The following is a 23,955-nucleotide window of genomic DNA, read 5'->3' as shown; positions in this document are numbered from 1 at the left end:
GAGCAGCTCAACCCGAGCAGCCGGCCGGGTCCGTCGGACGGAGCGGTCAGCCGAGCCGGTCACCCGGGCCGGTCACCCGGGCCGGTCACCCGGGCCGGTCACCCGGACCGGTCCAGCCGGTGCGGTTCAGCAGTGGCCGGGTCTGGCATAGACGGTGATGCGCGCCTGCGTGACCGTTCGGCTCGCGCATTCCCCGAAGTGCGCGTCGAGGGTGGAGCGCTTGACCGCCTCGGGCGCGTTCGCGTCCAGGGGCTGGCCCTCCAGGTCGCGCACCGCGATGACGCGTGCGCTGGTCATGATGCGCTCGCGGATCCGGTCCGGTGACAGTTCCCTGCCGAACAGTGTGTTGGAGGCGACCGGGCTCTGTTCCAGGGCGAGGTCGGACAGGGACCGGAAGGAGTCCGGCCGGGCCAGCGTCCATACGCGTCTGCGTGACGGCATGAACAGCAGCCCGTCTCCCGGCTCGGCGATGTCCTGGACTGCCCGGGCAATCGCGACCGCGTCATTCTTGCGGCTCCCCGGCTTCCGCAGCGCGGTGCTCACGGGTACGAGGGTGGCGAGCACCGAGGCCAGTGCCACGGCACATGTCACACGTTGCACGGTTCCGGCACCGCGCGCCGACTGCCGGAGCCGGTCGAGCATCGAGCCCGCCAGGAGCGCGAAGCCGATGGCGGAGGCCAGGACGTAACGGTCCACGTACAACGGATGCAGCGGGCTTGTCAGCATGAGCAGCGTGCTGGGCAGGATCAGCAGCGGGAGCGCGAGCGCGGACAATGTGATCGGTCCGCGCGCTCGGCCGGCAGAGCGGGCGAAGGCGACGCCCAGCAGGGCCGTCGCGACGAAGCCCAGCACGTCCCCGGCGTCCGGCGTGCCGATCCAGTCCACCTGCGCGGACTGCGTGGTACTGAAGGCGGCGAGCGGGAGGAGGCCGGCGAGCACGCCACCCGCCGCGATGCTCCACGCCCACGTCACCGACGGCGCCAATCGCGCCCGGAAGACGGTCACGCCATGGGCCAGGAGCATCAGTACGGAGAACTCGTGGAGGAGACAGGCCGTCAGCATCACCGCGCCGTACGCCACCCAGCCCCGTCTTCCCGGCCGGGAGAGGTTGGCGACGAGCAGGCAGCTCGCCCACGTGATCAGTGCACAGACCAGGGCGTAGGACCGGCCCTCCTGCGCATACCGCTGCACCGGCGGGAGCAGCGGTAGGACGAGGCCCGCCAGCAGCCCGGTCCACGTCCCTCCGAGCCGCTGCCCCAGCCGTACGACGCCGACCGCCGCCGCGGCGACCGCCAGTGCCGACGGCAGCCGCAGCGCCACCAGACCGCCGTCCCAGAGGCCGAACACCCCCCGCATGATCAGGTAGTACAGGCCGTGCACGACGTCGACATGGCCCAGGGTGTGCCAGATCTGCGGCACACTCCGATGTGACATTTCATAGGTGACCGCTTCGTCTCCCCACAGGGTGTCCTGGCGGCGGATTCCCCAGACCCCGATGAGCAGGGCCGGCAGGCCGGGGGCCCACGGGACCGCCCGGCGCAGGGCGCTCCGGACCGGTTGCGGGAGATGTTCCGTTCGCGAATCGACGACGGGGGCGGTGCGCTGGATGAGAGAGATGACGTGCTCCGTCCGAAGAGAGGTCTCTCGCTCAGTCGATCGTCCGTCGTATTGATGGGCAGCCCCCGCAGGCGGTGCCAATCAATTTCATTTGCGCTGTTCAGCGCCGTTGCGCAGAAAACTCGACGCGCATAGCGTGATCGCCGGTTCGGTAACTCGACGGTGGGGGCACGGGGTGGGACGTCCGGAGAAACCGGTGGATCCCGCCGCCGGTGCGGTGCAGATGTTCGCCCACGAACTGCGCAAACTCCGCCACCGGGCGGGCAGCCCCACCTACCGTGCGATGGCCCGGCACGCGCCCTTCTCGGCGCCCACACTCTCCGCCGCCGCAGCCGGCGAGCGCCTGCCGTCGCTGCCCGTCGCCCTCGCCTATGCGGCGGCCTGCGGCGGCGAGGCCGCGCACTGGGAGGAGCGCTGGCGCGCAGCCGCCTCATCGGAGCCGGCCGCAGCCGAGGAGCAGGGGACGGCGGGCGCGCCCTACCCGGGGCTCGCCCGGTTCGAGCCCGGAGACCCGCTGTACGGACGGGACGAGCTGACCGACGACGTACGGGAGCTGACCCGGCGGCACCGGTTCGCCGCCGTGGTCGGCGCATCGGGCAGCGGCAAGTCGTCCTTGCTGCGGGCCGGTCTCATCCCGGCCCTGCGCACCGACTCCGGCACCCCCCTGGCCGTGATCCGCGTTCTCACCCCGGGGGAGCACCCGGCCCGCACCCACCGCGAGCTGCTCACCCCCTCGACGGAGCCGGATGCCGGGGGCGACACGATGATCGTGGTCGATCAGTTCGAGGAGGTCTTCGCGCTCTGCCACGATCCGGCCGAGCGCGCCGAGTTCATCGATCTGCTGCTCGCCGCATGCGATCCCGCATCCCGCCTGCGGGTCCTCGTCGCTGTACGTGCGGACTTCTTCGGCCGGTGCGCCGAGCACCACGCCCTCGCCCTCGCCCTGCGCGACGCCACCGTGCTGGTCGGCCCGATGGCTCCGGCGCAGCTGCGCGAAGCGATCGTCGGCCCGGCCTCCGCGGAACGGCTGGTGGTCGAACGGGCCCTGACCGCCCGGCTCGTGGCCGAGGTCGTGGACGAGCCGGGCGGCCTGCCGCTGATGTCCCACGCCCTGCTGGAGGTATGGCGGCGACGGCGGGGCCGGACACTCACACTGGCCGCATACGAGGCGATCGGCGGAATCCAGGGAGCCGTCGCGCACACGGCCGAAGAGGTCATCTCCGGCTTCACCCCGCAGCAGGCACGGACGGCCCGATCGCTGCTGCTGCGACTGATCTCACCCGGTGACGGTACCCAGGACACCAGGCGCCCCACCCCCAGGGACGAGCTGGGGACGTCCCCGGGCACGGCACTGGTCCTGGAACAGCTCGTACGTGCGCGCCTGCTCACCGCCGACGCCACCACCGTCGACCTCGCCCACGAGGCACTGATCCTCGGCTGGCCCAGGCTGCGTGGCTGGATCGAGGAGGACCGCGAGCGGCTGCGCCTGCACCGCAGGCTCACCGACGCCGCCCGCATCTGGCAGGGACTGGGCCGGGACGAAGGCGCACTGTTCCGCGGAGCACAGCTCTCCGCGGCCGGGGAGGCCTTTGGGGAGCCCGCGGAACTCACCGACCTGGAGGACGCGTTCCTCACCGTCTCCATCGAGGCCCGCGACCGTTCCCGGCGCAGCGAGATACGCACGACCCGGCGGCTGCGCGGCCTCAGCGTCGCCCTGTCGCTCCTGCTGTGCCTGGCCGTTGTCGCGGGCCTGCTCGCCTGGCAGCAGAGCCGCACCAGCGCCCGCCGGGCCACCGAGGCCGAAGCGCTGAGAGTCGCCGCCGTCGCGGACACCATGCGTCACTCCGACCCGCGCACCGCCCTGCGGCTCAGCGTGGCCGCGTGGCGGATCGCCGACCTGCCCCGGACCCGGGAGGCCTTGTTCGGCGCGGCCGCCCAGCGGGAACTGGATGTGTTCGCCTCTCCCACGACGGACTTCCTGCCGAACGAGGACAACGGCGTCTGGCGTCGCACCAGCCAGGACGGCCGCACCCTGACCGTGGTGAGCCCCGACCGCACCCGGCGCTGGGACGTGGCCTCGCACCGCGAACTCCCGTCGTACCCGGGCCTGGGGAAGCATGCGGACCACATCGTGGACGTGAGCCCGGACACCCGGAGCGTCGTGATCCGCACCCCCACCGGTCTGCGCGTGTGGGATCTGGCTGCGGGCCGTCCGACCGGGCCGGTCTTCGGACCGCCCGAAGGCTCCACCGGGTGGAACTCCGAAGGCGCCTTCACTCCGGGGGGCCGGACCTTTGCCGTTCAGGAGAACCACCGTGTCATCACGTTGTGGAATCTCCGCGACGGCCGGTTGCTGTCACAGATCCCGCTCCACGGCTCGGAGGCCCGCGGCCTCGTCGTCAGCCCGGACGGCAAGCTGCTCGCGTTCTGCCCGGAAACCGGCCCGGTCCAGGTGTGGGACACCCGACGACGCAGCCGATTGCGCACCCCGGGGGCCGCGCGTAGGCGCGCGTGCGACATGGACGGGGCCACCTTCACCCCGGACAGCCGGGCGCTGGCATTCCGGTCCGGCACCGGAGTCCGCATGTGGGACGTACGCACCGGATACGAGCGGCGCCGCATCCCCGTCACCGATCCGTCCGAGTTCGTGTTCAGTCGGGACGGCGCCTATGCGGCGACCCTCAGTGCCACGGAGGCCCTGCTCTGGCGTACGGCCGACCTGTCCGCTCCGGTGCTCCGCCAGCCGCTGTCCGGAGCGGGCTTCGGCCGGCTCACCCTGGACATCGAGGGCCGGGTCCTGCGCTATGAGGAGGGGACGGCCCCGGCGATCGCGGTGCGGTCCACATCCCTCGATGGAGTGCTCTCGCCCGGCCGGCTGCAGGAGCCCCTCAGCAGAGCCAGGTTCAGCCCGGACGGCAGGACACTCGCCACCGGAACCACCCTGTCCACCCCGCATGGCAAGAAATACGAAGTACGGCTGCGCGACGCCGCCACCGGCCGGCAGGACGCCGTGTTCACCGGACCGTCCTGCGAGGGCTGCGGCCGCCTGATGGCATTCAGCCCCGACAGTCGCACCTTCGCCCATCAGTCCGGTCCCACGACCGTCTCCGTTCACCCTCATGGATCCCTGCTGCAGGTGAGCGACCTGGTCGGCATCTCACTCGACGACCGGTCGGTGACCGTATCCCGTTCCTCCGCCGCGGGCGAGACCATCGAGGTCGGGAAACCGAAGGGTGACCCCGCCTGGTCCACCGTGTATCGCAAGCGTGACGGTTCCGTGGTGGCGACGGCCCCGGACGGCAGGTTCCTCACGGAGCTGGGTCAGTCGGTGGAACCGGGGTCGGGCCGGGCGAGGCGGGTCCTGCGAGGCGAGAGCGTTGTCGCAACCGCCGCCTACAGCCCGGACGGCCAATACCTGGCCATGGCCGACTTCTTCGGACGCGTCACCTTGTGGGACGGGGCGGGGCGCCGCCGCCTCGCCGTGCTGGCTCCCGGCGCCGACGGCGGGCTCCCGCAACCGGCCCTGGCGTTCTCCGCCGACAGCCGGTCCGTCGCCGTCGGCTCACCCGACGGTTCCGTGCGTATGTGGACCACCGAGGACCCCGGCTCCCAGGGGGCACCGCTGCCGGCCGCGGACGGGCCCGTGCTGGCGCTGGCCTTCGCCGCACAGGACAGCCGGCTCCGCGTCACCACCCCGTACACCGCCCTGCGCACCTACCCGCTCGCTCCGTCCCTGGCGGCCGCCGCCGTCTGCTCACGCTCCCGGGGCGGTCTCTCGAAGGACGAATGGCGGGCGCATCTGCCCGATGTGGGGTACCGGACCATCTGCTGACCCGCAGGGTGCACCCCACTGGCCCACCCCGGATTGGGCAAGTCTTTGCCCGTGGCCGATTCGGGCTGCGCGCCGCGCCCGCGGGCCTTTCCCGTACGGGCTGCGGAGCGCAGCACCCCGTATAGGAAGGGAAAAATGGCGGCCGAAAGTATGAGGGGCCGGCCTCCGTCGATGTATCGACCGTGTTGACCGTACGCAATCGCAGGCAGAGGCTCGTTACATAGCTGCTAAATACAACTGGTTCTGCCGGGCCTTCGCTTTCGGCACGCCGCCCGGGGGACGGCACCGTGCGTATGAACGCTTTCCCGGCCGGGACCGAATCGGGAGGACGCGTATGTGTGGCATCACGGGCTGGGTCTCCTTCGACCGTGACCTGCAGGCAGCCGAGGACGTCGCGACGCTGGACGCGATGACGGAGACCATGTCCTGCCGGGGCCCCGACGACCGGGGGACCTGGATCGCCGATCACGTGGGGCTCGGACACCGGCGGCTCGCGATCATCGACCTGCCCGGCGGACGCCAGCCCATGACCGTCGGCACACCCGAGGGGGAAGTCGCCCTCGTCTACTCCGGTGAGGCGTACAACTTCACCGAACTCCGTACCGAACTGACCGCCCGCGGGCACCGGTTCATCACCGACTCGGACACCGAGGTCGTGCTGCACGGCTATCTGGAGTGGGGCGAGTCCGTCGCCGAACGGCTCAACGGCATGTACGCCTTCGCCCTCTGGGACAGCCGCCACGACAAGCTCGTCATGATCCGCGACCGGATGGGCGTCAAGCCCTTCTACTACTGGCCGACGCCCGACGGAGTGCTCTTCGGCTCGGAACCCAAGGCCATCCTCGCCAATCCCGTGGCCCGGCCCCGGGTGACTCTCGACGGGCTCCGGGAGCTCTTCACCCTCGTCAAGAACCCCGGCCACGCCGTATGGGACGGCATGTACGAGGTGGAGCCCGGCACGGTCGTCACCGTGGACCGCGGCGGCCTGCGCAAGCACGTCTACTGGCAGCTCAGGACCCGCCCGCACCCGGACGACCGGGACACCTCGATCGCCAACGTACGGTCACTGCTCGACGACATCGTGCGCCGCCAGCTGGTCTCCGACGTGCCCCGCTGCGTCCTGCTCTCCGGCGGCCTCGACTCGTCCGCGGTCACCCTGCTTGCCGCCCGGCAGCTCGCAAAGAGCGGCGAGAAGGTCCGCACCTTTGCCGTCGACTTCGTCGGACGCACCGAGAACTTCGTCGCCGACGAACTGCGCACCACCCCCGACACCCCGTTCGTGCACGACGTGGCCGAGCAGGCGGGCACCCTCCACCGCGACATCGTGCTCGACCCGAACGCCCTCGCCGACCCCGACGTACGCGCCCGGATGATCCGGGCCCGGGACATCCCCATGGGCCTCGGCGACATGGACGCGTCGCTCTATCTGCTCTTCCGGGCCATCCGCGAACATTCGACCGTCGCGCTGTCCGGCGAGTCGGCCGACGAGGTCTTCGGCGGCTACCTCCAGTTCTTCGACGAGGAGGCCCGCAGCGCCGACACCTTCCCCTGGCTGGTGCGGTTCGCCGAGCACTTCGGCGAGGACGCGGGCATGCTCCGCGACGACGTGAACCAGGCCCTCGGCCTGGAGACGTACATCCGCGACAGCTACGACCGCGCCGTCGCCGGCATCGAACGGCTCACCGGTGAGAGCGACTTCGAGTACCGCATGCGCAGGATCTGCCATCTTCACCTGACGCGGTTCGTACGCATCCTGCTCGACCGCAAGGACCGCGCCAGCATGGCCGTCGGCCTGGAGGTCCGGGTGCCGTTCTGCGACCACCGGCTCGTCGAGTACGTCTACAACACTCCCTGGGCCCTGAAGTCCTTCGACGGCAGGGAGAAGAGCCTGCTGCGTGAGGCGACAGCGGATCTGCTTCCCCGGTCCGTGTACGAGCGGACCAAGAGCCCCTATCCGTCGACCCAGGACCCCAAGTACGCCGTCGCCCTCCAGGAGCATGCCCACGACCTCCTCGCACGCCCGGACCACCGGGTCTTCGACCTCATCGACCGCGCCCGGCTGCAGCGGGTCGCCGACCACGATGCGCCCCGGATCACCTCGGCGTCCCGCCGCGGCCTGGAGCGCACCCTGGACCTCGCGATGTGGCTGGACATGTATGAGCCGGAGGTGGACCTCGGCTGAGCGGTCCGCCGCCTCCGGCCCGGCGCGCGGCCCGTCGGGGTCGGCGTACTCAACCGGCCCGGCGCAGGGGCGTGAGGCCGTGGTCGACGAGCGGGCCGACGGTCAGCCCCTCGGCCCGAAGGCCGCTGATCATTTCCGGCAGCATCGCGAGTGCGGGCCGCCACCGGCCGGATGCCGACAGGTCGGCATCGTGGAGGAGGACCGTGCCGCCGCCCCGGAGCCCGCTGCGCACGGTCGTCAGAACCCTCTCGGGGGTCGCGCCCTCGGCCCAGTCCCGGCCCCAGGCCGACCACAGCACCGGCCTCAGTCCGGACTGCAGGGCCGCGGTCCAGCGGCCACCGGTCAGGATTCCGTACGGAGGCCGGTACCACAACGGCCGGGTGCCCGAGATCCTTCGTACCGTTTCGGCGGCGCGCGAGACCTCGCGCGTGTCCCGGACAACGGTGGGAAGCCATGGGCGGCTGTGTGTCCATCCGTGAACGGCGAGTTCGTGTCCGCGGCCGACGATGTCGCGGCCGAGCTCCGGATGGCGCAGAAGACTCTCCCCGAGCACGAAGAACGTGGCGCGTGTGGACAACTGGTCCAATACGCGCAGGAAGTGCGGGGTGGAGCGGGGATCCGGGCCGTCGTCGAAGGTCAGGGCGATGTGGCGGGGGTGTCCGAGGCCGGCCAGGGAGGGGAAACACCTGCGCCGCAAACCGGGCAGCCAGGTGCCGGCGGGGGCGACATGAGCGGTCAGCGCCAGCGCTGACGCGGCCAGTGGGGCACGGAACGCAGGGGGGAGCCTCATGGGCCGGGCATTCATCGGGACTCCGCGCCTTCGTCGTTGTCGGCCATCGGTTGCGGTCGGGCCTGCTCCGCCGCGTCATCGTTCCCTCTCGCCGAGTCCCAGTGACCCGCGACCGCCGACGAGAGCGACAGGCCCAACGTCCCGGCAGCGATCAGGCAGGCACCGAGCGTGGCCGGCAGCAGATGAACGCCCAGCGCGATCCGTTCATCGAACAGTGCCTTCCCCAGCACCACACCCAGCAGCGCGTCCCCGAGGGTGAGCGCCGGCTGGGAGGCGGCGAGTGTCCCGGCACGCAGGGTGCTCTGGAGCAGCAACAGACTCAACAGACCGGCGCAGCACATCGCGTACAGGTACCCCGTGGTGAAGACCGCGGCCGCACCCTGCGGGATCCGGCCCGTGACCTCCTTGATCAGAGCGGCCGTACATGCGAAGGAGACGGCGGTGGCACAGCCCAGCACCGCGGCGCAGGCGGCGCCGTCGAGGGTCCGGGCGAGCAGGGTCAGCGCGGCCATTGCCGTCGCGGCGGAGATGCCGACAGCCAGCCATGTGCCGGCCTGTCCCGTTGCCTCACCCACCGACGGGCCGGCGGCGGCCAGGAAGAGCGCCAGCCCCGCGGCGAGCATCAGGAACGACATCCACGTCCTGCCGCCCGGACGGTGATGGAAGACCGCCGTGCCGAGCAACAGCGTGAAGAGGAGTTCGCTCGCCATCAGCGGCTGGACCACCGACAGGCTACCGACCGCCAGCGCGCCCGTCTGGAAGGCCGCGGACAGCCCGAGCGCCGACGCACCGGCCAGCCAGAAGGGACGGCGTATCAGCTGTGCCGATCGGCGCACCACCTGCCGCACATCCGGCCTGCCGCCCGCTGCCTCGAACTCCACCTGCTCCATGGCGGCCCGCCGTTGCAGCACGGATGCGGCGCCGTTGGCGAGAGCCGCCGACAGCGCCAGCATCACGGCGAGAACGTTCATGTCGCTGTTCAGCCGAAGCGGGTGGCGAGACGGTGATAGAGCCCGGGGGCAACGGAGCGCACACATCCCGGCAAACGCAGCCAGCCGGGGATGAACACCTCATCACGGCCCGCCACAACAGCGTCCCAGACCGCGTCTGCGACGCGTTCCGGCGGCATGGGCCGGGGCCACGAACGGGTGTACGGCAATCCCCGGCGTTCGAAGAACGGTGTGTCCACCACCGCGGGGACCAGATGGGTGATGCGTACTCCGGTTCCCCTCAGTTCGTAGTGCAGCGCATCGGCGAAGGCGGCGATGGCTGCCTTCGCAGCCGAGTACACCGCCTCACCGCGGACAGCTGCGGATCCCGCCACCGATCCGATCAGCACGATGTGCCCGCGCCCCGCGGCGAGCATGTGCGGCAGCAGAAGCCGTACCAAATGGACGACGGACACCAGATCCACGGTGAGGACCCGGTCGGCGGCGGCAGCCGGCATGGAACGGAAGGAGCCGGCCCAGCCGACCCCCGCTGCCGCCACGAGCAGGTCGACTCCGCCGGCGGTGTCGAGGGCCTCCTTGACCAGTTGCTCCGTACCGTCGGCCGACATCAGGTCCGCGTAGAGAGCCGTCGAGCATGTCGTCGCCGCCACGCCGTCCAGCCGCTCGCGGTCGCGACCGGCGACCAGGAGCCGCCAGCCGCCTTCGGCCGCGATCCGGCGCGAGACCGCGGCGCCGATACCCGAGGAGGCCCCCGTCACCAGGGCCACACCCGCCTGGACGCCACTGCCGTCCGACGCGTCAGCGCTGGGCGCGCCGCGTTGAATGATGCCCGAAGGACGTGACATGGCTTCTCCCCTGTCTCAGCACGGTACGGCGCGGTGCCCGCCCCTCACACATTCAGGATGTGGGACTTCGCGTCGCCGTGTCGGGATAGGAGTAGCCCGGACGGGCGTCGGCAAAACCGTCGGGGCCCACGCCTCACTGCACCGCACCGCTCGCACCCACAGAATGGAAGAACCGCGTTCCGTGCCTCTTCCGACGGATCCTCCGGATGCTCGCCGAACGAGGGTGGTCATGTGCCTGTTGGTCATGCGGCTGAGCGTCCGGCCGCGCATCGAAGCCTCGGCCGGACGGGGGTGCTCCCGCTGCGACGGGTGAACGCGCCATCGGCGCTGCCGGCTCCGGATGGCGGAACGGAACTCCGGGGGCCGGTAACGGCCCCCTCCGGTACCGACGCCCGGGCGGGGGTATACGACAGATGAACGCGGTACCCGGACGCTTCCTCATCCTGAGCGCAGGCATGGGCTCCGGTCACCACGCTGTGGCCGCCGAGCTGGCCCGTCGGCTGGAGGCCCACGGAGGGCGGACGACGACGGTCGATGTCCTTGATCTGCTGCCCCCCGGTATCGGCAGCGGACTGCGCTCCTTCTACCGCTCGGTCATCTGCCGCATGCCTGTGGTCTATGCCGGGCTGTACACGGCGTTCTTCCGCGCCGGGGGCGGCCCCCGCCCCGGGAGCGCCCCGCTGGCCGCCCTCGCGGAGCGAAGGCTGCTGATGCTCGTCGCGCAACAACGACCGGACGTGCTCGTACCCGTCTTCCACCTCGCCGCCCAGCTCACCGGCGGGCTCCGCTCGCGCGGCGCACTCCCGGTGCCGAGCGCTGTCGTCATCACCGATTTCGCTGTTCACCGCCAATGGCTGCATCCGGGCAACGACCTCCATCTGTGTCTCACACCCGATCTTGCGCATCAGGTACGGCGAGCGGTACGGCGCCCGGCCGTCACCTCCGGCGCTCTGGTGGCACCCCGGTTCCACGCCCCGGCGCCCACGGTGGCGGACCGGCAGCGGCGGCTCGACTCGCCGGACCGTCCGCCGGTGCTGATCTCGACGGGGGCCTGGGGTGCCGGCGCCCACCTGGGACAGACCACGCGGCTGGTGGCTTCGGCGGGCTACAGACCGGTCGTGCTCTGCGGCACGAACACACGCCTGCGCCGGGACCTGTCACGCATCGCCCATGCCGATGCCAGGGGCTGGGTCGACGACATGCCAGGACTCATGGCGGCCTCCCGCGCGCTCATCGACAACGCGGCAGGGCAAACGGCGCTCGAAGCGATGGCCGTCGGATTGCCGGTGGTCAGCTATCGGCCCATTCCGGGGCATGGCAGAGAGGGCGCCCGACGGATGGCCGAGCACGGTCTCACCGACTACGCACCGGACCCGTGGGCGCTGATCCGGGCCCTGGACAACCTGACCGCATCGGGCCCGGTGCGCGAGCGGCGCATCACCACAGCCCGCAGCCTGTTCTCCGGCGCGGGCGTGCTTCCTCTCGAAGCTCTGGTCCGACCGGGCTGAACGGCCCAACCGGAAGCGACGCCCCGCTCAGCAGTGCCGGGCGGCTGATCCGCTGCGCGGCAAGAATTCCCTGGTCAGCGCACCTGCGGCAGCTTTCGGTGCGGAGTCACGCCGCTCATGACGTCCGCCGCCCCTTGTAGTTGATCTTCATGGTGTCCATGTCCGTTGCCGTGGACCGCAGTTCGCCATGGCCGTACCCCTGTTCCTTCAGCAGCGTCTCGGCCCGGTCCTCGGCGATCGCGGATGCCATCTCCTCGCCGTCCCCGGCGTCCGACACGACCACGAACCGGAAGCTGAAATGCTTGAGCACGCGGTCGTACGTCAGCGAGCCCTCCTCCGTGAACTGCATCGCGCTCAGGCCGTGCAGGTCCACCTCGGACAGGAGCCGGGCGCGCGCCTCGTCCGTCAGACCGTCCCAGGTACCGCGCACGATCACTCGGTAGGTGTGCTGCGTGCTCATCGTCCCGCTCCGCATTCCGCTCGTGAACCGTCGAGGGCCAAGGTTACGGCGGTGAGGACAGGGCGCACGCGAATTATCGCGGGGGGCGGCGGCCCCCGGGTCATGGCGGGGAGGGCGACCCCGGCCGTCGCCTCCGCGGTCTTTTGCCGAAGTCTGACGGCGATGCCCCTGGCCGGGCCGCTGTCCAGCGTGTTCCATGGTCATCGGGGGGCGCCCGGACCTGCGGCGGCCCGTGTGAGGGAGCGAGGTTGCCTTGGCCACGACCGTACGACGTGCCGTACTGACTCTGTCCGCCGCACCACTGGGCCCGGAGAACCCGCTGCCCGCACTGCGGCCGCTCGACGAGATGCATGTCGTCGACGACCGTGACAGGGCCGGACTGCCACGTGACATGGCACGCCAGATCGGCTACGAACCACTGGCCACTGTGCTCCCGGTCCGCATCCTCGACGGGTACGGGCGCGAACGCGTCCCCACTCAACTGGACGCGATCATCATCGAGAACGACCGGCTGCGGGCCACCGTCCTGCCCGGGCTCGGCGGCCGCATCCACTCCCTCCACCACAAGCCGACCGGCCGCGAACTCCTCTACACCAACCCCGTCCTGCAGCCCGCCGACTTCGCGCTCAACGGCGCCTGGTTCTCCGGCGGCATCGAATGGAACATCGGCGCCACGGGCCACACCACACTGTCCTGCGCCCCGGTCCACGCCGCGCGGGTGCCCGCACCCGACGGCGGTGAAATGGTCCGCCTCTGGGAGTGGGAGCGGCTGCGCGACCTGCCGTTCCAGGTGGACCTCTGGCTGCCCGAGGATTCCGACTTCCTGCACGTCGGCGTACGGATACGCAACCCGCACGAACACACCGCACCCGTCTACTGGTGGTCCAACATCGCCGTACCCGAGGGCGAGCGCACCCGCGTCCTGGCCCCGGCCGACGAGGCATGGCACTTCGGTTACGAGCGGACCCTGACCAGGGTCCCGGTCCCCGAGACCGGCTCCATCGACCGTACGTACCCGCTGCGCGGCGACTTCCCCGCCGACTACTTCTACGAGGTGCCCGACGGCGCCCGGCGCTGGATCGCCTCCCTCGACGAGGACGGCCACGGACTCGTCCAGACGTCGACCGATCTGCTGCGCGGCCGAAAGCTGTTTCTGTGGGGCAGCGGCCCGGGCGGGCGCCGCTGGCAGGAGTGGCTCACCGAGCCCGGCACCGTCGGATACGCCGAGATCCAGGCCGGACTCGCCCGTACCCAGCTGGAACACATCCCCCTCGAACCGGGCGCGGAGTTCAGCTGGCTGGAGTCGTACGGGCCGCTGTCCGCGGACCCCCGGGCCGTGCACGGCGACGACTGGGCGGCGGCCCGCGCCGAGACCGAGCGACGGCTCGCCGAGGCGCTGCCGCGCGCGGATGTCGACGCCGCGTACGCCGCCTGGCGCCCCTGCGCCGACAGCGAGCCCGGTGAGCCGCTCGCCACCGGTTCCGGCTGGGGTGCCCTCGAAGTCCGGCGCGGCAAGTACAAGCTCCCCGGTACACCGTTCGCCGAGTCGACCCTGGGTGAACAACAGGCACCCTGGCTGGACTTGCTCGACCAGGGCGTTTTCCCCGAACCGTCCGGGGTGGTCCCGCCCGGCCCCTCCCTGGTCTCCCCGCACTGGCGCGACATGCTGGAGACGGCCTCCGCCGAACCCCTCACCGAGTATCACCTCGGTGTCGCCCAGTGGCACGCCGGCGACCGCGCCCAGGCGGTCCGCAGCTGGGAACGCGGACTGGCCCTCGCCCCGTCCCGCTGGCCGCTGCTGCGCTGCCTCGCCGTCGCCGCCGCGGAGGGTGGCCAGCGGGACCGGGCGGCCGATCTCTACATCGAGGCGTTCGACGACCTGTGCGCAGAACGTCGCGACGACGGCGACGCCTGGACGTCCGCCACGGCGGCGCTCGGCCGCGAGGCGATGGAGGCACTGCTGACGGCAGGGCGCCCCGAAGCGGCCCGGACGGTGTGGGCCGGCCTGCGCGTGGCGGTCCGACAACGCGGTCGCTTCCGCCTGTTGGAGGCCCGGCTGCTGATCGCCGAGGGCGACCGCGCCGCCGCCCGGGCCGTTTTCGACGAGGGCTTCGAGGTCCCGGATCTGCGCGAGGGCGCGGAAATCCTGGACGAGGTGTGGGCCGAGCTCACCGACGAGCCGCTGCCGGACCGTTACAACTACCGGATGCGCCCCAGGACTTGATGGCGAAGGCTGTCCGGCCCGCGTCCACCTCCACCGGCGCGGGCCGGGTGCCGCGGGTCAGACGGTCAGGTTCCGGTCGACGTACTCGAAGACCGAGCCGTCCGGGTGCACCGCGATCAGATTGCGGCCCACCGGCGTCGGTACCGGGCCTGCGAGGATCCGGGCGCCGACGCGTGTGAGCGAGGCATGGGCTTCGTCGACATCCTTGACCGCGATTGTCGCCGTCACCTTGCGCAGGATCTCCAGCTCCGACTCCGGGCCGCTCATCAGCAGAAAGCAGCTGATCGCGGCGACCGAGACCCCGCCACGCTCGAAACGAAGCGCAGAACTGGCCGTGAGGTCCTCGTAGAAGGCCACCGCGGCCTCCAGGTCGTCGACGCAGATACGCAGCGTGGTTCCCAGAATGTCCATGCGGGCAAGGGTAGTTGGAGGTGCTCAGACCCGGCAGAGCACCTCGCCGTGCGGGACCATGAACCAGGCGTCGTCCTGTGCGCCCCACTCGCGCCAGGCCGCGGCGATCGCGGCCAGCTCCTCGGTGCTCGCGTGGCCGCCGTCCACGGCCAGCTTCGCGTACACCGAGCCGACCGTACGGTCCGCCCACAGACCGCTCCACCAGGCGCGGCTCTCCGGGGTGGCGAAGCACCAGTTGCCGGCGGTCGGGGTGATATCGGTGAAGCCGGCCCGGCGGGCCCAGGAGAGCAGCCGGCGGCCCGCGTCGGGCTCGCCGCCATTGGCGCGGGCCACCCGTCCGTACAGTTCCTGCCAGTCGTCCATGCCCGCTGCCTCGGGGTACCAGGTCATCGCCGCGTAGTCGCTGTCGCGGGCCGCGACGATGCCGCCGGGGCGGCAGACGCGCCGCATCTCGCGCAGTGCCTGCACAGGGTCGCCCACGTGCTGGAGCACCTGATGGGCATGGACGACGTCGAAGGAGTCGTCGGGGAAGTCCAGGGCATGGACATCGGCGGTGGTGAACTCGACGTTTTCCAGGCTGCGTTCGGCCGCGACTTCGGCCGCCCGGTCCAGGATCTCCCGAGTGGTGTCGACGGCGGTCACCCGGCCGGGGGCGACCAGCGCGGCCAGATCCGCGGTGATGGTGCCGGGTCCGCAGCCGACGTCCAACACGGACATGCCCGGGCGGAGTTCGTCGATCAGATACGCCGCGGAATTGGCGGCGGTGCGCCAGCGGTGCGAGCGCAGCACCGACTCGTGGTGGCCGTGGGTGTAGACGGCGGTCTCCTTCGGCATGGCCGTGGATCCTTTCTCGAAACGCAGAGCGCGACATGCGAACCGCGAAGCACTGATCGGTACGGTCACCGTACGCTCGAATGTCGAATGGTGAGATGTGTGTCTTGCGATATGGACATGCTTTTGGGTTGACCGGCATGCGGAAGGGCGGCCAACCCGCAGTCGGCCGACCCTTGTTCGCTCGCGGGTGGCTGATTCGCGGACGCTCCCCTGCATGGGCATCGGGCAGTACACCGTCAGTGCCCTCGGAAGCTTGTCGATCACCAACTCATGTCGGCTGTACGCCACCTCGCCGTCGTACGCATAAGGAGTGCCGGGCTTCAGGCCGGCGATCCGCACCCTCCGGCGCCGTTCCGCCGCATGTACGCTCCCTGCGCACCGCGCCCTTGCCGATGGTGTTGATCGCGGTCGACGCCACGGCCGGCGAGGCGCTCCCGCGCAGCGCGGCCCGCCGGGCCCGGGCGCTGCCGCCCAGCGCCGCCGGGCCCGCCGCAGTACCGAACCCCAGCAGCCCGTGATGGTGCCCCCGGTCTTGAGGTGACCGGCGTCGCCACACCTTGTGGCCGGGGGCGGCACTGACCTTCGGCACCGGGGCGACGATGGCTGGCTGCGGGCCCAGCCCGCGAGCACGCGCCTCATATCCACGCGTGTGACTGATGCTCTGAATATGACATATATGGCATGCGTGGAAATATGGGATGCGTGGTAGTTGGTGCTGGCGAGAACTTCTTTGCTGAACCCTCTGCTGGGAGGGCTCAGACAGGCGAGAGGAGTGCATCATGATCGCCAAGCTGCTCGGCAAGCTGTCCTTCACCCGCCACTACGGTGCGTACGGGGTACACGACTGGGGTGCGTAAGGCGGCGACGACCGGGTCTGACGCACTGCCGGCGGGAGCCCCCGGGCGCTCGCCGGCCTCTGGTCACGCTGCCTGCCGACGATTTCGGCCTGGACAGGTACGAGAGTCAGGGGCGATCCCATGGGCCGAATGAATGAGCCGCCGCGGTTGCCCGAAGGCAGCTTCGCGGCCTGGAGCCGCGACCGGCTGGGACTGGCGCGCCGTGGTGCTGCCGAGTGCGGGGACGTCTGGCAACTGGAGCCGGGTGTCTACGTAGCCGCTACGGCCGGGCCGTGTGAAGCAGTCCTGCACCGCGCGCAGGACTTCCCCAAGCCACCCTCGCCTCTCTTCCCGCCGTTGAAGCGGTCGAGCGGAGCACCGACGCCCCAGGAGCGTGCGCACGCTCACGCCGCCCGCATGCGCGGACTGCGCCCGCAGGCGGTTGCAGCCCGGATCGGTGAGATAGCGCCCAGGACCGCCCAATTTGCTGACCAGTGGCCCACGGGCCAGGACGTCGAGATTCTGCCCCCGGTCCGGCACGCCCTGGCAGAGATCGGTGTGCGCTACCTCTTCTCCGAAGACGCTCCCACCCTGCTGCCCTTTGCCTCACGGCTCTTCCTGGCCCGGGAGGTGCTCGTACGCCCCTCGCGCTGGGTATGGCCGCGCTGGGTCCCCACACCGGCACGGCGGTTCCGCACACGGCAGCAAGTCGCCTTCGTTGACGCTTTGCGGCCCATCGTCCGCCGACGCCGTTCATCGGGCCGGCTCGGTGACGACGTGCTGGGACAGATGCTCCGGCCCTCCTCCCGCTATGGCCTGCTGCCGGAAGAGGCCATCCTCGACCCTCTCCCCGGAATCACCGTCGCCACCTTCGAGACACCTTCCAGGGCAGCCGGATGGATCCTGCTCCACCTGGCCCGGCACCCCCAGGCAGCGGGCCGCGTCGCGGCCGAAGCCGCCTTGCTGCCAGCGGACCCGGCCACAACGACCAGCACCCACCTCGACAGCCTGCAATACACCCAGGCACTGGTACGCGAGGTGCTCCGACTGCACCCCCCGAGCTGGCTACTGACCCGGCGCGCCACGCGGCAGACTCAGCTCGCCGGCTACACCATCGACGCCGGGTCCACCGTTCTCGTCTGCCCCTACACCGCCCACCGCGACGCACGGGAACACTCCGAGCCGGACCAGTTCCAGCCCGAGCGCTGGCTCGATGATTCGGGCTCGCCGGCGAAACCCGGGGTCTTCCTCTCCTTCGGTACCGGGCCGCATGGCTGCGAGGGAGCCGCTCTGGCCATGGCGATGCTGACGCTCCTGACTGCGCAGACCGCCCGCCGCTACCACTTGAGCGAGCCACCCGGACCGGAACCCAGCTATCAGGTCACCACCTTCGAAGGTCTCGCAACTGTCGGCTTGCGCCTGCGTGCCACCTTGCGCAGCTGAGGGCAGTCCTGCTTTCAGTGACAGGCCGCCTCCACCCCGGTACCCGCAGCCGTCCCGGATCTCCCGCGCGTGCTCATAGCGGTTCTGGCGCCGCGCCCCGTACACGGCGAACTCGCCCGCCTCGACAGCAAGCTGCTCGGCCCGTCGAGCCCCCGCGGACGCCGTCCCGCAGACCGACCTGCTCGCGCTCCTCGGCTGACGACGGGCCTGACCTCACCCGCGGTCACCGGCATTGTCGCGACAAGTGCCACCCGATTACCCTGTGTTCGTGATTCCGGTCATCGGCCGGAGTGCCGAACGCGAGAGATGGGTGCACGACCATGGGGCGACTCGTCCCCGCGGTGACCAGGGCTCTGGACGTACTCGAGCTCTTCCTCCACGGCGACGGAACGCTCTCCGCCCCCGAGGTCACCCGCAAGCTCCAGCTGCCGCGTACCACTGTCCATGAACTGCTCACCACCCTCGCGGCCCGCTCCTACCTGGTGCCGGTCGCGGACCAGCCGGGCCGCTACCGCCTCGGGGTGCGTACGTACCAGCTCGGCAGCCGGTACGCCGAGCAGCTCGACCTCGCCGTCGAGGGCCGGCAGGTGGCCCGCGAGGTCGCCGAGACCTGCGGGGAGACCGCTCAGGTGGCGATCCTGGACGACACCGACATCGTCTGCATCGCCAAGGCGGACTCCAACCATGCGGTCCGGATGGTCTCCTCGGCCGGACACAGACTGCCCGCGCACTGCACCTCCGTGGGCAAGGTGCTGCTTTCCGCCCTGCCGCCGAGGGAGCTCGACGCGCGGCTCGACGGCCGCGAACTCACCGGGACGACCCCCGGCAGCATCACGGACGAAGAGGAGCTGAGGACCGGGCTCGCTTCGGCGCGCGAGCGGGGAGTCGCGGTGGAGCGCTGTGAATCCGACCCCGATGTCAGCTGTGTGGCCGCGCCGGTACGGGACCGTACGGGCAGCGTCGTCGCCGCGCTCTCCATATCCGTACCCATGATCCGCCGGACCGAGGAGCGCGAGGAGGAACTGGCGGGCCTCGTGGTCGACGGTGCCGATGTGCTCTCCGGCCGGCTCGGACACCACGAGGGGCAGAAGTGACCATCACACGCCTGGATGTTGCCGTACACGAGCGCGCCGAGCTCGGCGAGGGACCGACCTGGGATCCCGTCACCGGCCGGCTGATCTGGGTCGACATCGTCTCTGCCCGCGTGCACACCTACGACCCGGTGAGCGGCCGCCGTACGGTGATGGCCACCGAACAGCATGTCGGAGCCGCCAAGCCGCGCGCCGGTGGCGGACTTGTGGTCAATCTGCGCGACGGCATCGGTCTGTACGACCCCGACGGCGCCTTCCACTGGCTGGTCCACGACCCGGAGCCCGGACGCCGCGGCAATGACGCGGCGGTAGCTCCGGACGGGGCGCTGTGGGCGGGCACCATGCGCTACGACGGCGCGGAGACCGGCGGCAGCCTCGCCCGCGTCGCACCCGACGGCGCGGTCACCCCGGTGCTGCCCGTCGTGGCCTGCAGCAACGGCATCGGGTGGAGTCCGGACGGGCGGCTGATGTACTTCATCGACACGCCCACGCGCCGTATCGACGTCTTCGACTTCGACGGTGAACACGCCGTGAACCGACGCCCGTTCGCCACCGTCGAGCCGGGTGCGGGATTCCCGGACGGGCTGACGGTCGACGCCCGGGGAGCCGTCTGGGTCGCTCTGTGGGACGGCGCTGCGGTGCGCCGCTACACGGCCGACGGCGCCCTGGACCGGATCGTCGAACTCCCCGTACAGCGCCCGACGGCCTGCGCCTTCGGCGGCAGGGACCTGCGCGACCTCTACATCACCTCGGCCCGCACCGGGCTCGCCGCTCCGCATCCGCTGTCCGGTTCGCTGCTGGTACTGCCGGACGCGGGGCACGGGATGCCCGGGACGGCCTTCGCGGGCTGAGCCCGCCTCCCTCGGCCGATACCCGTGGCCCGCTGCCGGGCAGGCGCCTCGACGGCTCCGCTGGGCGGGCGCGGTCGGCCGAACCCTCGTATAAAGGGCCCTGAGTGCGAGACGACGGGACGGGGCGGCGGCGAAGGAGGCCCGGATGGCACGGAGGCGGACCGAGCGGACCGGAAGGGCGGGGCGCAAGGAGAAGGACGGGAGTGGTGCGGGTTTTGTACGGGAGGACCGCGGCCCTGTCCGGTACGGGCCGCCCGCACCCGATCCCGGTCTGCCCGTCCTGCCCGAGCTGGCCGAGGTGCTCGCCGCCGCGGCCGGCCGAAGCGAACCCGAACCGACCGGCGGCGGCGACGCCCTGCGCGAGGCCGCGACCGCCTACTGGGAGCGGCGCGGACTGCACGGCAGCCCGGAGAACATCGCCGCCGCCCCGGGCGCCTCGCCGCTGCTGCTCGCGCTGATCGCCGCGCACGGCGGCGACGTGCTCATGCCGCGCCCCTGCACAGCCACCTGGATTCCGCAGGCCAGGCTGCTGGGCAGGCCCGCCTATCATGTGCCGACCCCGGCCGAGTGCGGCGGCGTGCCCGATCCGTACGCGCTGCTGGAGACCGTACGCAGGGTGCGCGCCGAGGGAGGCAGGCCCCGGCTGCTGCTGATCTCCGTCGTCGACGATCCGACCGCCACCGTCGTCCCGCCGGAACTCGTGAGCGAGGCGTGCGAGGCGGCGGTCGCCGAAGGGCTGCACATCGTCAGCGACGAGACCTGGCGCGACACCCTGCACCGGCCGCACGACACGGTCCTGCTCAGTCCGGCCGAAATGTGCCCCGACGATGTCACGGTCGTCTGTGATCTCGCCGGTGCGCTGACCCCGTCCGCCTGGCCGGTCGCGGTCGCCCGGTTCCCGGACACCGAGCGGGCTGCGGTGCGCCATGCCCGTACCCTCGACATCCTCACCGCACTCGGCGCGCACGTCGCCGGGCCCGTGGCCATGGCCGCTGCCCACGCGCTGCGCGAACCGGACTCCGTCACGGACCGGGTCCGCCGGGCCGCCGCGCTTCAGGCGCAGGTCGCGGCAGCGGCCCACCGCGCGGTCCTCGCATCGGGCGCGCTGGCCAGACCCCCGCAGGCCGGCCGCCACCTCTACGCCGACCTCGGGCCCCTCAGATCCCGGCTCGCGAACCGAGGTGTCACCGACTCGCTCGAACTGGAGGAGTACCTGACGGAACGCCTCGGCGCACCGGCGCCGGGCGGCCACCGGTTCGGAGACGAACTGGGGGCGCTGCGCGTACGGCTGGGCACCGGGACGCTCCTCGGGTCGACCCCGGAACAGCAGATGGAGTCCCTCACCGCCGTGGCGCCCCTGGAATTGCCGCATGTGGCTCAAGCCCTGAGCATTTTCACAGAGGCCCTCGACGAACTCCGATGACGAATCGAGACGCCGAACCGACTCCGTATCCCCCCGACGACCCCGATCACCCCGACGACCCCGGACAACTCCGGTGCCCGACTCCGAGACGGGAGTCTCTCGATGACGGAACAGACCGAGCGCTCCCTCCCCGGGACCACGCACCCGCACCAGGTTTCTCGCGGCGAGGTCGTCGAACCGCGTCCGCTCGGTGAGCTCCGGGTCTGGCCGAAGACCTTCGCCGACCGGCTCACCGCACCCGTCCCGGATGTCATGAGCATGTCCCGGCTGGCCCGTGACCGTGTCCTGCGGCCCGATGCGGAGGGACTGCGCGGCATCCATCGGCTCCCGTACGCCCCCGAACCCCTGCCCGACACGCCGGCAGGCACCACATCCGTGACCTGGGCCGGGCACGCCAGCTGGATCGTGCGCACCGGCGGGCTGACCGTCCTCACCGACCCCGTCTGGTCCCGTCGCATCCTCGGCACCCCGGCCAGGATCACACCGGTCGGCGTCCGCTGGGAGGACCTGCCGCCCGTCGACGCCGTCGTCATCAGCCACAACCACTACGACCACCTCGACGCCCCCACCCTGCACAGACTGCCCAAGGACACCCCGCTGTTCGTGCCCGCCGGGCTCGGCCGCTGGTGCCGTCGTCGCCGCTTCACCTGCGTCACCGAACTCGACTGGTGGGAATCGGCCCGGCTGAACGGCGTCCGCTTCGATTTCGTGCCCGCCCACCACTGGTCCAAGCGGACCCTCACCGACACCTGCCGCTCCCTGTGGGGCGGCTGGATCATCGGCACCGGCCGCGACGGGCAGCGGATCCACTTCGCCGGGGACACCGGGTACGGGCACTGGTTCGGCGAGATCGGCCGCCGGTACCCGGGCATCGATCTGACCCTGCTGCCGATCGGGGCGTACGAGCCGCGCTGGTGGCTCGGTGACGTGCACACCGATCCGGAGGAGGCCGTGCAGGCGTACGAGGACCTCGGCGCCCGCGCGATGGCGCCGATGCACTGGGCCACCTTCCTGCTCTCCACGGAGCCCGTACTCGAACCGCTGGCCCGACTGCGTACCGCCTGGCAGCGGGCCGGGCACCCCCGCGAACGGCTCTGGGACCTGCCGATCGGCGGCTCCCGCGTGCTCGAACCGGAACCCCGCACGATCAGTGGCTGAACCGCGCCCGCATCCGGCGCCACGCCGCGGGCGCCCCGCTGATCAGGAGCGTCAGACCCACCGCCGCGACCACACCCTGCCACGGCTCGGGGAAGAGCGCACCGCCCAGAATGCCGATCAGCTGGTACGTCGCCGCCCACGCCAGACAGGCAGGCACATCCCCACGGGCGAACCGGTGCAGCGGTATCCGCCCCAGCAGGCAGGCCAGCATCACCGGAATCCGCCCCGCTGGTACCAGCCTCGACAGCACGAGCACCACCGCACCGTGCTCGTCCAGCTTCTGCTGTGCCTGTGCCAGCCGCTCGGGGGCGGCCCGGTCACTGATCGCCTGCAGCCACTTCGAACCGTTCTTCGACCGCACCCCGCGCTGACCGAGCCAGTACAGACAGATGTCACCGAGGAACGCCGCGGCCGACGCCACCCCGAAGACGATCAGCAGCGAGAACGGCGACGACTGATGCAGCGCCACCACCGCGGCCGAACTCACCAGCGCACCCGTAGGCACCACAGGGACCAGCGCGCCCAGCGCCACCAGCAGGAACAGGGACGGATAGCCCACCGCCTGCTGAGTCGACTCCGGGGGCAGCTGCCTCACGACCTCCTGGATCACCTGGCGGCCTCCGGCCGCACATGTTCGCCGTGGGACAGCCGGTGCACCGCCACCTCCGGCGCCAACAGCGCCGCCTTGCGGACGAACTCGTCACCGGGTGCGTGGAACTCGTGCGGCCTGACTCCGTCCATTCCGATCGGCCAGTACGTGCCGTAGTGCACCGGCACGGCCGACCGCGGCGTCAGCCGGGCCAGCGCCTGCGCGGCCCGGCCCGCGTCCAGATGGCTGTGGCCCAGATACGGACCCCAGCCGCCCACCGGCAGCAGTGCCACATCCACCGGACCGACCGCCCGGGCCATGTCGTCGAAGAGCCCGGTGTCACCGGCGAAATACGTCCGTGCCTCGCCCTCGACCACATAGCCGAGCGCGGGGGAGCGGTGCGGGCCCATGGGCAGGCGCCTGCCGTCGTGCAGTGCGGGAACCGCCCGTACCAGCACCTCGCCGACCCGGACCTCGTCGCCCGGTGCCACCTCGGTGATCCGCAGCCCGCGCACCGAGCGCAGCACCCGCAGCCCCTGGACGGAGCGCACCGCACCCACCGGCACGATGAGCCGGCTGCCGGGGGCGAGCCGGGCCAGTGACGGCAGATGCAGATGGTCGGAGTGAAGATGCGAGACGAGCACCACGTCGGCGACCGTGGCCTCGGGGCCGGGCAGCTCGCCGCGGCGGCGGCGCAGATGCGCGAAGCGCCGTACGAAGAGCGGGTCGGTCAGCACACGGACCCCGGAGTCCTCGATCGTGCAGGTGGCATGACCCCACCAGGTGACTTCCACCGGCACGCGGTGCCTCCTCGTTCCCGGGTTCCTTGTTCCGGCCCTGGCATCGAGCCTAGTGCCGTGACCGGACCGGGTGACCCGGCTCCGTCCGGTCGTTGCCATCCGGCTGGTCAC

At 71.3% G+C, this 23,955-nt stretch carries 19 protein-coding genes and 1 pseudogene; 10 read left to right on the top strand and 10 right to left on the bottom strand.

Features of this window, described 5'->3' with window-relative positions; genetic code table 11:
• Window positions 1-126: 126 nt before the first annotated feature.
• Window positions 127-1,419 (bottom strand): glycosyltransferase family 39 protein, encoded by a 1,293-nt coding sequence (locus OG609_RS06055; protein ID WP_327271842.1) that lies wholly within the window; start codon window positions 1,417-1,419, stop codon window positions 127-129.
• Between the two features lie 394 nt (window positions 1,420-1,813).
• On the opposite strand from OG609_RS06055, the gene OG609_RS06050 reads away from it, so the two are divergent.
• Both OG609_RS06050 and asnB read left to right on the top strand, forming a co-directional pair.
• Window positions 1,814-5,449: an nSTAND1 domain-containing NTPase gene (locus tag OG609_RS06050; protein ID WP_327271841.1), complete on the top strand. Its 3,636-nt coding sequence runs from the start codon at window positions 1,814-1,816 to the stop codon at window positions 5,447-5,449.
• 334 nt (window positions 5,450-5,783) lie between these two features.
• Window positions 5,784-7,631 (top strand): asparagine synthase (glutamine-hydrolyzing), encoded by a 1,848-nt coding sequence (gene asnB, locus OG609_RS06045; RefSeq protein WP_327271840.1) that lies wholly within the window; start codon window positions 5,784-5,786, stop codon window positions 7,629-7,631.
• Between the two features lie 49 nt (window positions 7,632-7,680).
• Here asnB and OG609_RS06040 read toward each other — a convergent pair whose 3' ends face one another.
• Genes OG609_RS06040 through OG609_RS06030 form a run of 3 tightly spaced genes read right to left on the bottom strand, consistent with a single transcriptional unit; the run spans window position 7,681 to window position 10,216 of the window.
• Window positions 7,681-8,421: a polysaccharide deacetylase family protein gene (locus tag OG609_RS06040; RefSeq protein ID WP_327271839.1), complete on the bottom strand. Its 741-nt coding sequence runs from the start codon at window positions 8,419-8,421 to the stop codon at window positions 7,681-7,683.
• Between the two features lie 11 nt (window positions 8,422-8,432).
• A complete protein-coding gene (locus OG609_RS06035; RefSeq protein WP_327271838.1) occupies window positions 8,433-9,392 on the bottom strand; it encodes a DMT family transporter in 960 nt (319 codons plus the stop codon).
• Between the two features lie 8 nt (window positions 9,393-9,400).
• Window positions 9,401-10,216 carry an SDR family NAD(P)-dependent oxidoreductase gene (locus OG609_RS06030; protein WP_327271837.1) on the bottom strand — a complete coding sequence of 272 codons (816 nt, stop codon included), beginning with the start codon at window positions 10,214-10,216 and terminating at the stop codon, window positions 9,401-9,403.
• A gap of 413 nt (window positions 10,217-10,629) precedes the next feature.
• Here OG609_RS06030 and OG609_RS06025 point away from each other — a divergent pair, with 413 nt between their 5' ends.
• Window positions 10,630-11,724 carry an MGDG synthase family glycosyltransferase gene (locus OG609_RS06025; protein ID WP_327271836.1) on the top strand — a complete coding sequence of 365 codons (1,095 nt, stop codon included), beginning with the start codon at window positions 10,630-10,632 and terminating at the stop codon, window positions 11,722-11,724.
• A gap of 115 nt (window positions 11,725-11,839) precedes the next feature.
• Here OG609_RS06025 and OG609_RS06020 read toward each other — a convergent pair whose 3' ends face one another.
• Window positions 11,840-12,184: a DUF6204 family protein gene (locus OG609_RS06020; RefSeq protein WP_327271835.1), complete on the bottom strand. Its 345-nt coding sequence runs from the start codon at window positions 12,182-12,184 to the stop codon at window positions 11,840-11,842.
• Window positions 12,185-12,437: 253 nt separating this feature from the next.
• On the opposite strand from OG609_RS06020, the gene OG609_RS06015 reads away from it, so the two are divergent.
• Window positions 12,438-14,408 carry a DUF5107 domain-containing protein gene (locus OG609_RS06015; RefSeq protein ID WP_327271834.1) on the top strand — a complete coding sequence of 657 codons (1,971 nt, stop codon included), beginning with the start codon at window positions 12,438-12,440 and terminating at the stop codon, window positions 14,406-14,408.
• Window positions 14,409-14,465: 57 nt separating this feature from the next.
• Here the strand turns inward: OG609_RS06015 and OG609_RS06010 are convergent, their stop codons facing one another.
• From OG609_RS06010 to OG609_RS06000, 3 genes and pseudogenes are all read right to left on the bottom strand, one after another.
• Complete coding sequence (locus tag OG609_RS06010; RefSeq protein ID WP_327271833.1) at window positions 14,466-14,819, bottom strand: VOC family protein; 354 nt, start codon at window positions 14,817-14,819, stop codon at window positions 14,466-14,468.
• Window positions 14,820-14,843: 24 nt separating this feature from the next.
• A complete protein-coding gene (locus tag OG609_RS06005; RefSeq protein WP_327277949.1) occupies window positions 14,844-15,653 on the bottom strand; it encodes a methyltransferase domain-containing protein in 810 nt (269 codons plus the stop codon).
• Window positions 15,654-15,866: 213 nt separating this feature from the next.
• A pseudogene (locus OG609_RS06000) lies at window positions 15,867-16,019 on the bottom strand (phosphoesterase); the annotation flags it as partial.
• A 26-nt stretch (window positions 16,020-16,045) separates the two neighbouring features.
• Here OG609_RS06000 and OG609_RS05995 point away from each other — a divergent pair.
• From OG609_RS05995 to OG609_RS05970, 6 genes are all read left to right on the top strand, one after another.
• Window positions 16,046-16,171 (top strand): hypothetical protein, encoded by a 126-nt coding sequence (locus OG609_RS05995; RefSeq protein ID WP_327278404.1) that lies wholly within the window; start codon window positions 16,046-16,048, stop codon window positions 16,169-16,171.
• A gap of 468 nt (window positions 16,172-16,639) precedes the next feature.
• The gene (locus OG609_RS05990) at window positions 16,640-17,932 is read left to right on the top strand and encodes a cytochrome P450 (RefSeq protein ID WP_327271832.1); all 1,293 of its coding nucleotides are present in this window, start codon (window positions 16,640-16,642) and stop codon (window positions 17,930-17,932) included.
• Between the two features lie 320 nt (window positions 17,933-18,252).
• Window positions 18,253-19,026 carry an IclR family transcriptional regulator gene (locus tag OG609_RS05985; protein WP_327271830.1) on the top strand — a complete coding sequence of 258 codons (774 nt, stop codon included), beginning with the start codon at window positions 18,253-18,255 and terminating at the stop codon, window positions 19,024-19,026.
• A 2-nt stretch (window positions 19,027-19,028) separates the two neighbouring features.
• Entirely contained in the window at window positions 19,029-19,874 is an 846-nt protein-coding gene (locus tag OG609_RS05980) for an SMP-30/gluconolactonase/LRE family protein (RefSeq protein WP_327277948.1), read from the top strand.
• A 145-nt stretch (window positions 19,875-20,019) separates the two neighbouring features.
• Entirely contained in the window at window positions 20,020-21,297 is a 1,278-nt protein-coding gene (locus OG609_RS05975; protein WP_327271829.1) for an aminotransferase class I/II-fold pyridoxal phosphate-dependent enzyme, read from the top strand.
• A gap of 102 nt (window positions 21,298-21,399) precedes the next feature.
• Complete coding sequence (locus OG609_RS05970; RefSeq protein ID WP_327271828.1) at window positions 21,400-22,455, top strand: MBL fold metallo-hydrolase; 1,056 nt, start codon at window positions 21,400-21,402, stop codon at window positions 22,453-22,455.
• Here the strand turns inward: OG609_RS05970 and OG609_RS05965 are convergent.
• Window positions 22,445-23,065, bottom strand: a complete 621-nt coding sequence (locus OG609_RS05965; protein ID WP_327271827.1) for a DedA family protein — start codon at window positions 23,063-23,065, stop codon at window positions 22,445-22,447. The two genes, OG609_RS05970 and OG609_RS05965, sit on opposite strands and share 11 nt — an antisense overlap.
• Window positions 23,062-23,844 (bottom strand): MBL fold metallo-hydrolase, encoded by a 783-nt coding sequence (locus OG609_RS05960; protein WP_327271826.1) that lies wholly within the window; start codon window positions 23,842-23,844, stop codon window positions 23,062-23,064. The genes OG609_RS05965 and OG609_RS05960 overlap by 4 nt, the downstream gene beginning before the upstream one ends.
• Between the last annotated feature and the right edge of the window lie 111 nt (window positions 23,845-23,955).

Source organism: Streptomyces sp. NBC_01224 (assembly GCF_036002945.1).
Lineage (GTDB): Bacteria > Actinomycetota > Actinomycetes > Streptomycetales > Streptomycetaceae > Streptomyces.
This window is presented reverse-complemented; position numbering and strand designations above follow the sequence as displayed.

Bases quoted from the DNA above. Each gene is read 5' to 3' on its own strand.
- OG609_RS06030 (WP_327271837.1), bottom strand. From the start codon at position 10,216: ATGTCACGTCCTTCGGGCATCATTCAACGCGGCGCGCCCAGCGCTGAC.
- OG609_RS06010 (WP_327271833.1), bottom strand. From the start codon at position 14,819: ATGGACATTCTGGGAACCACGCTGCGTATCTGCGTCGACGACCTGGAG.
- OG609_RS06020 (WP_327271835.1), bottom strand. From the start codon at position 12,184: ATGAGCACGCAGCACACCTACCGAGTGATCGTGCGCGGTACCTGGGAC.
- OG609_RS05985 (WP_327271830.1), top strand. From the start codon at position 18,253: ATGGGGCGACTCGTCCCCGCGGTGACCAGGGCTCTGGACGTACTCGAG.
- OG609_RS05975 (WP_327271829.1), top strand. From the start codon at position 20,020: ATGGCACGGAGGCGGACCGAGCGGACCGGAAGGGCGGGGCGCAAGGAG.
- OG609_RS06005 (WP_327277949.1), bottom strand. From the start codon at position 15,653: ATGCCGAAGGAGACCGCCGTCTACACCCACGGCCACCACGAGTCGGTG.
- OG609_RS05970 (WP_327271828.1), top strand. From the start codon at position 21,400: ATGACGGAACAGACCGAGCGCTCCCTCCCCGGGACCACGCACCCGCAC.
- OG609_RS05990 (WP_327271832.1), top strand. From the start codon at position 16,640: ATGAATGAGCCGCCGCGGTTGCCCGAAGGCAGCTTCGCGGCCTGGAGC.
- OG609_RS06035 (WP_327271838.1), bottom strand. From the start codon at position 9,392: ATGAACGTTCTCGCCGTGATGCTGGCGCTGTCGGCGGCTCTCGCCAAC.
- OG609_RS06025 (WP_327271836.1), top strand. From the start codon at position 10,630: ATGAACGCGGTACCCGGACGCTTCCTCATCCTGAGCGCAGGCATGGGC.
- asnB (WP_327271840.1), top strand. From the start codon at position 5,784: ATGTGTGGCATCACGGGCTGGGTCTCCTTCGACCGTGACCTGCAGGCA.
- OG609_RS05995 (WP_327278404.1), top strand. From the start codon at position 16,046: ATGGTGTTGATCGCGGTCGACGCCACGGCCGGCGAGGCGCTCCCGCGC.
- OG609_RS06040 (WP_327271839.1), bottom strand. From the start codon at position 8,421: ATGAGGCTCCCCCCTGCGTTCCGTGCCCCACTGGCCGCGTCAGCGCTG.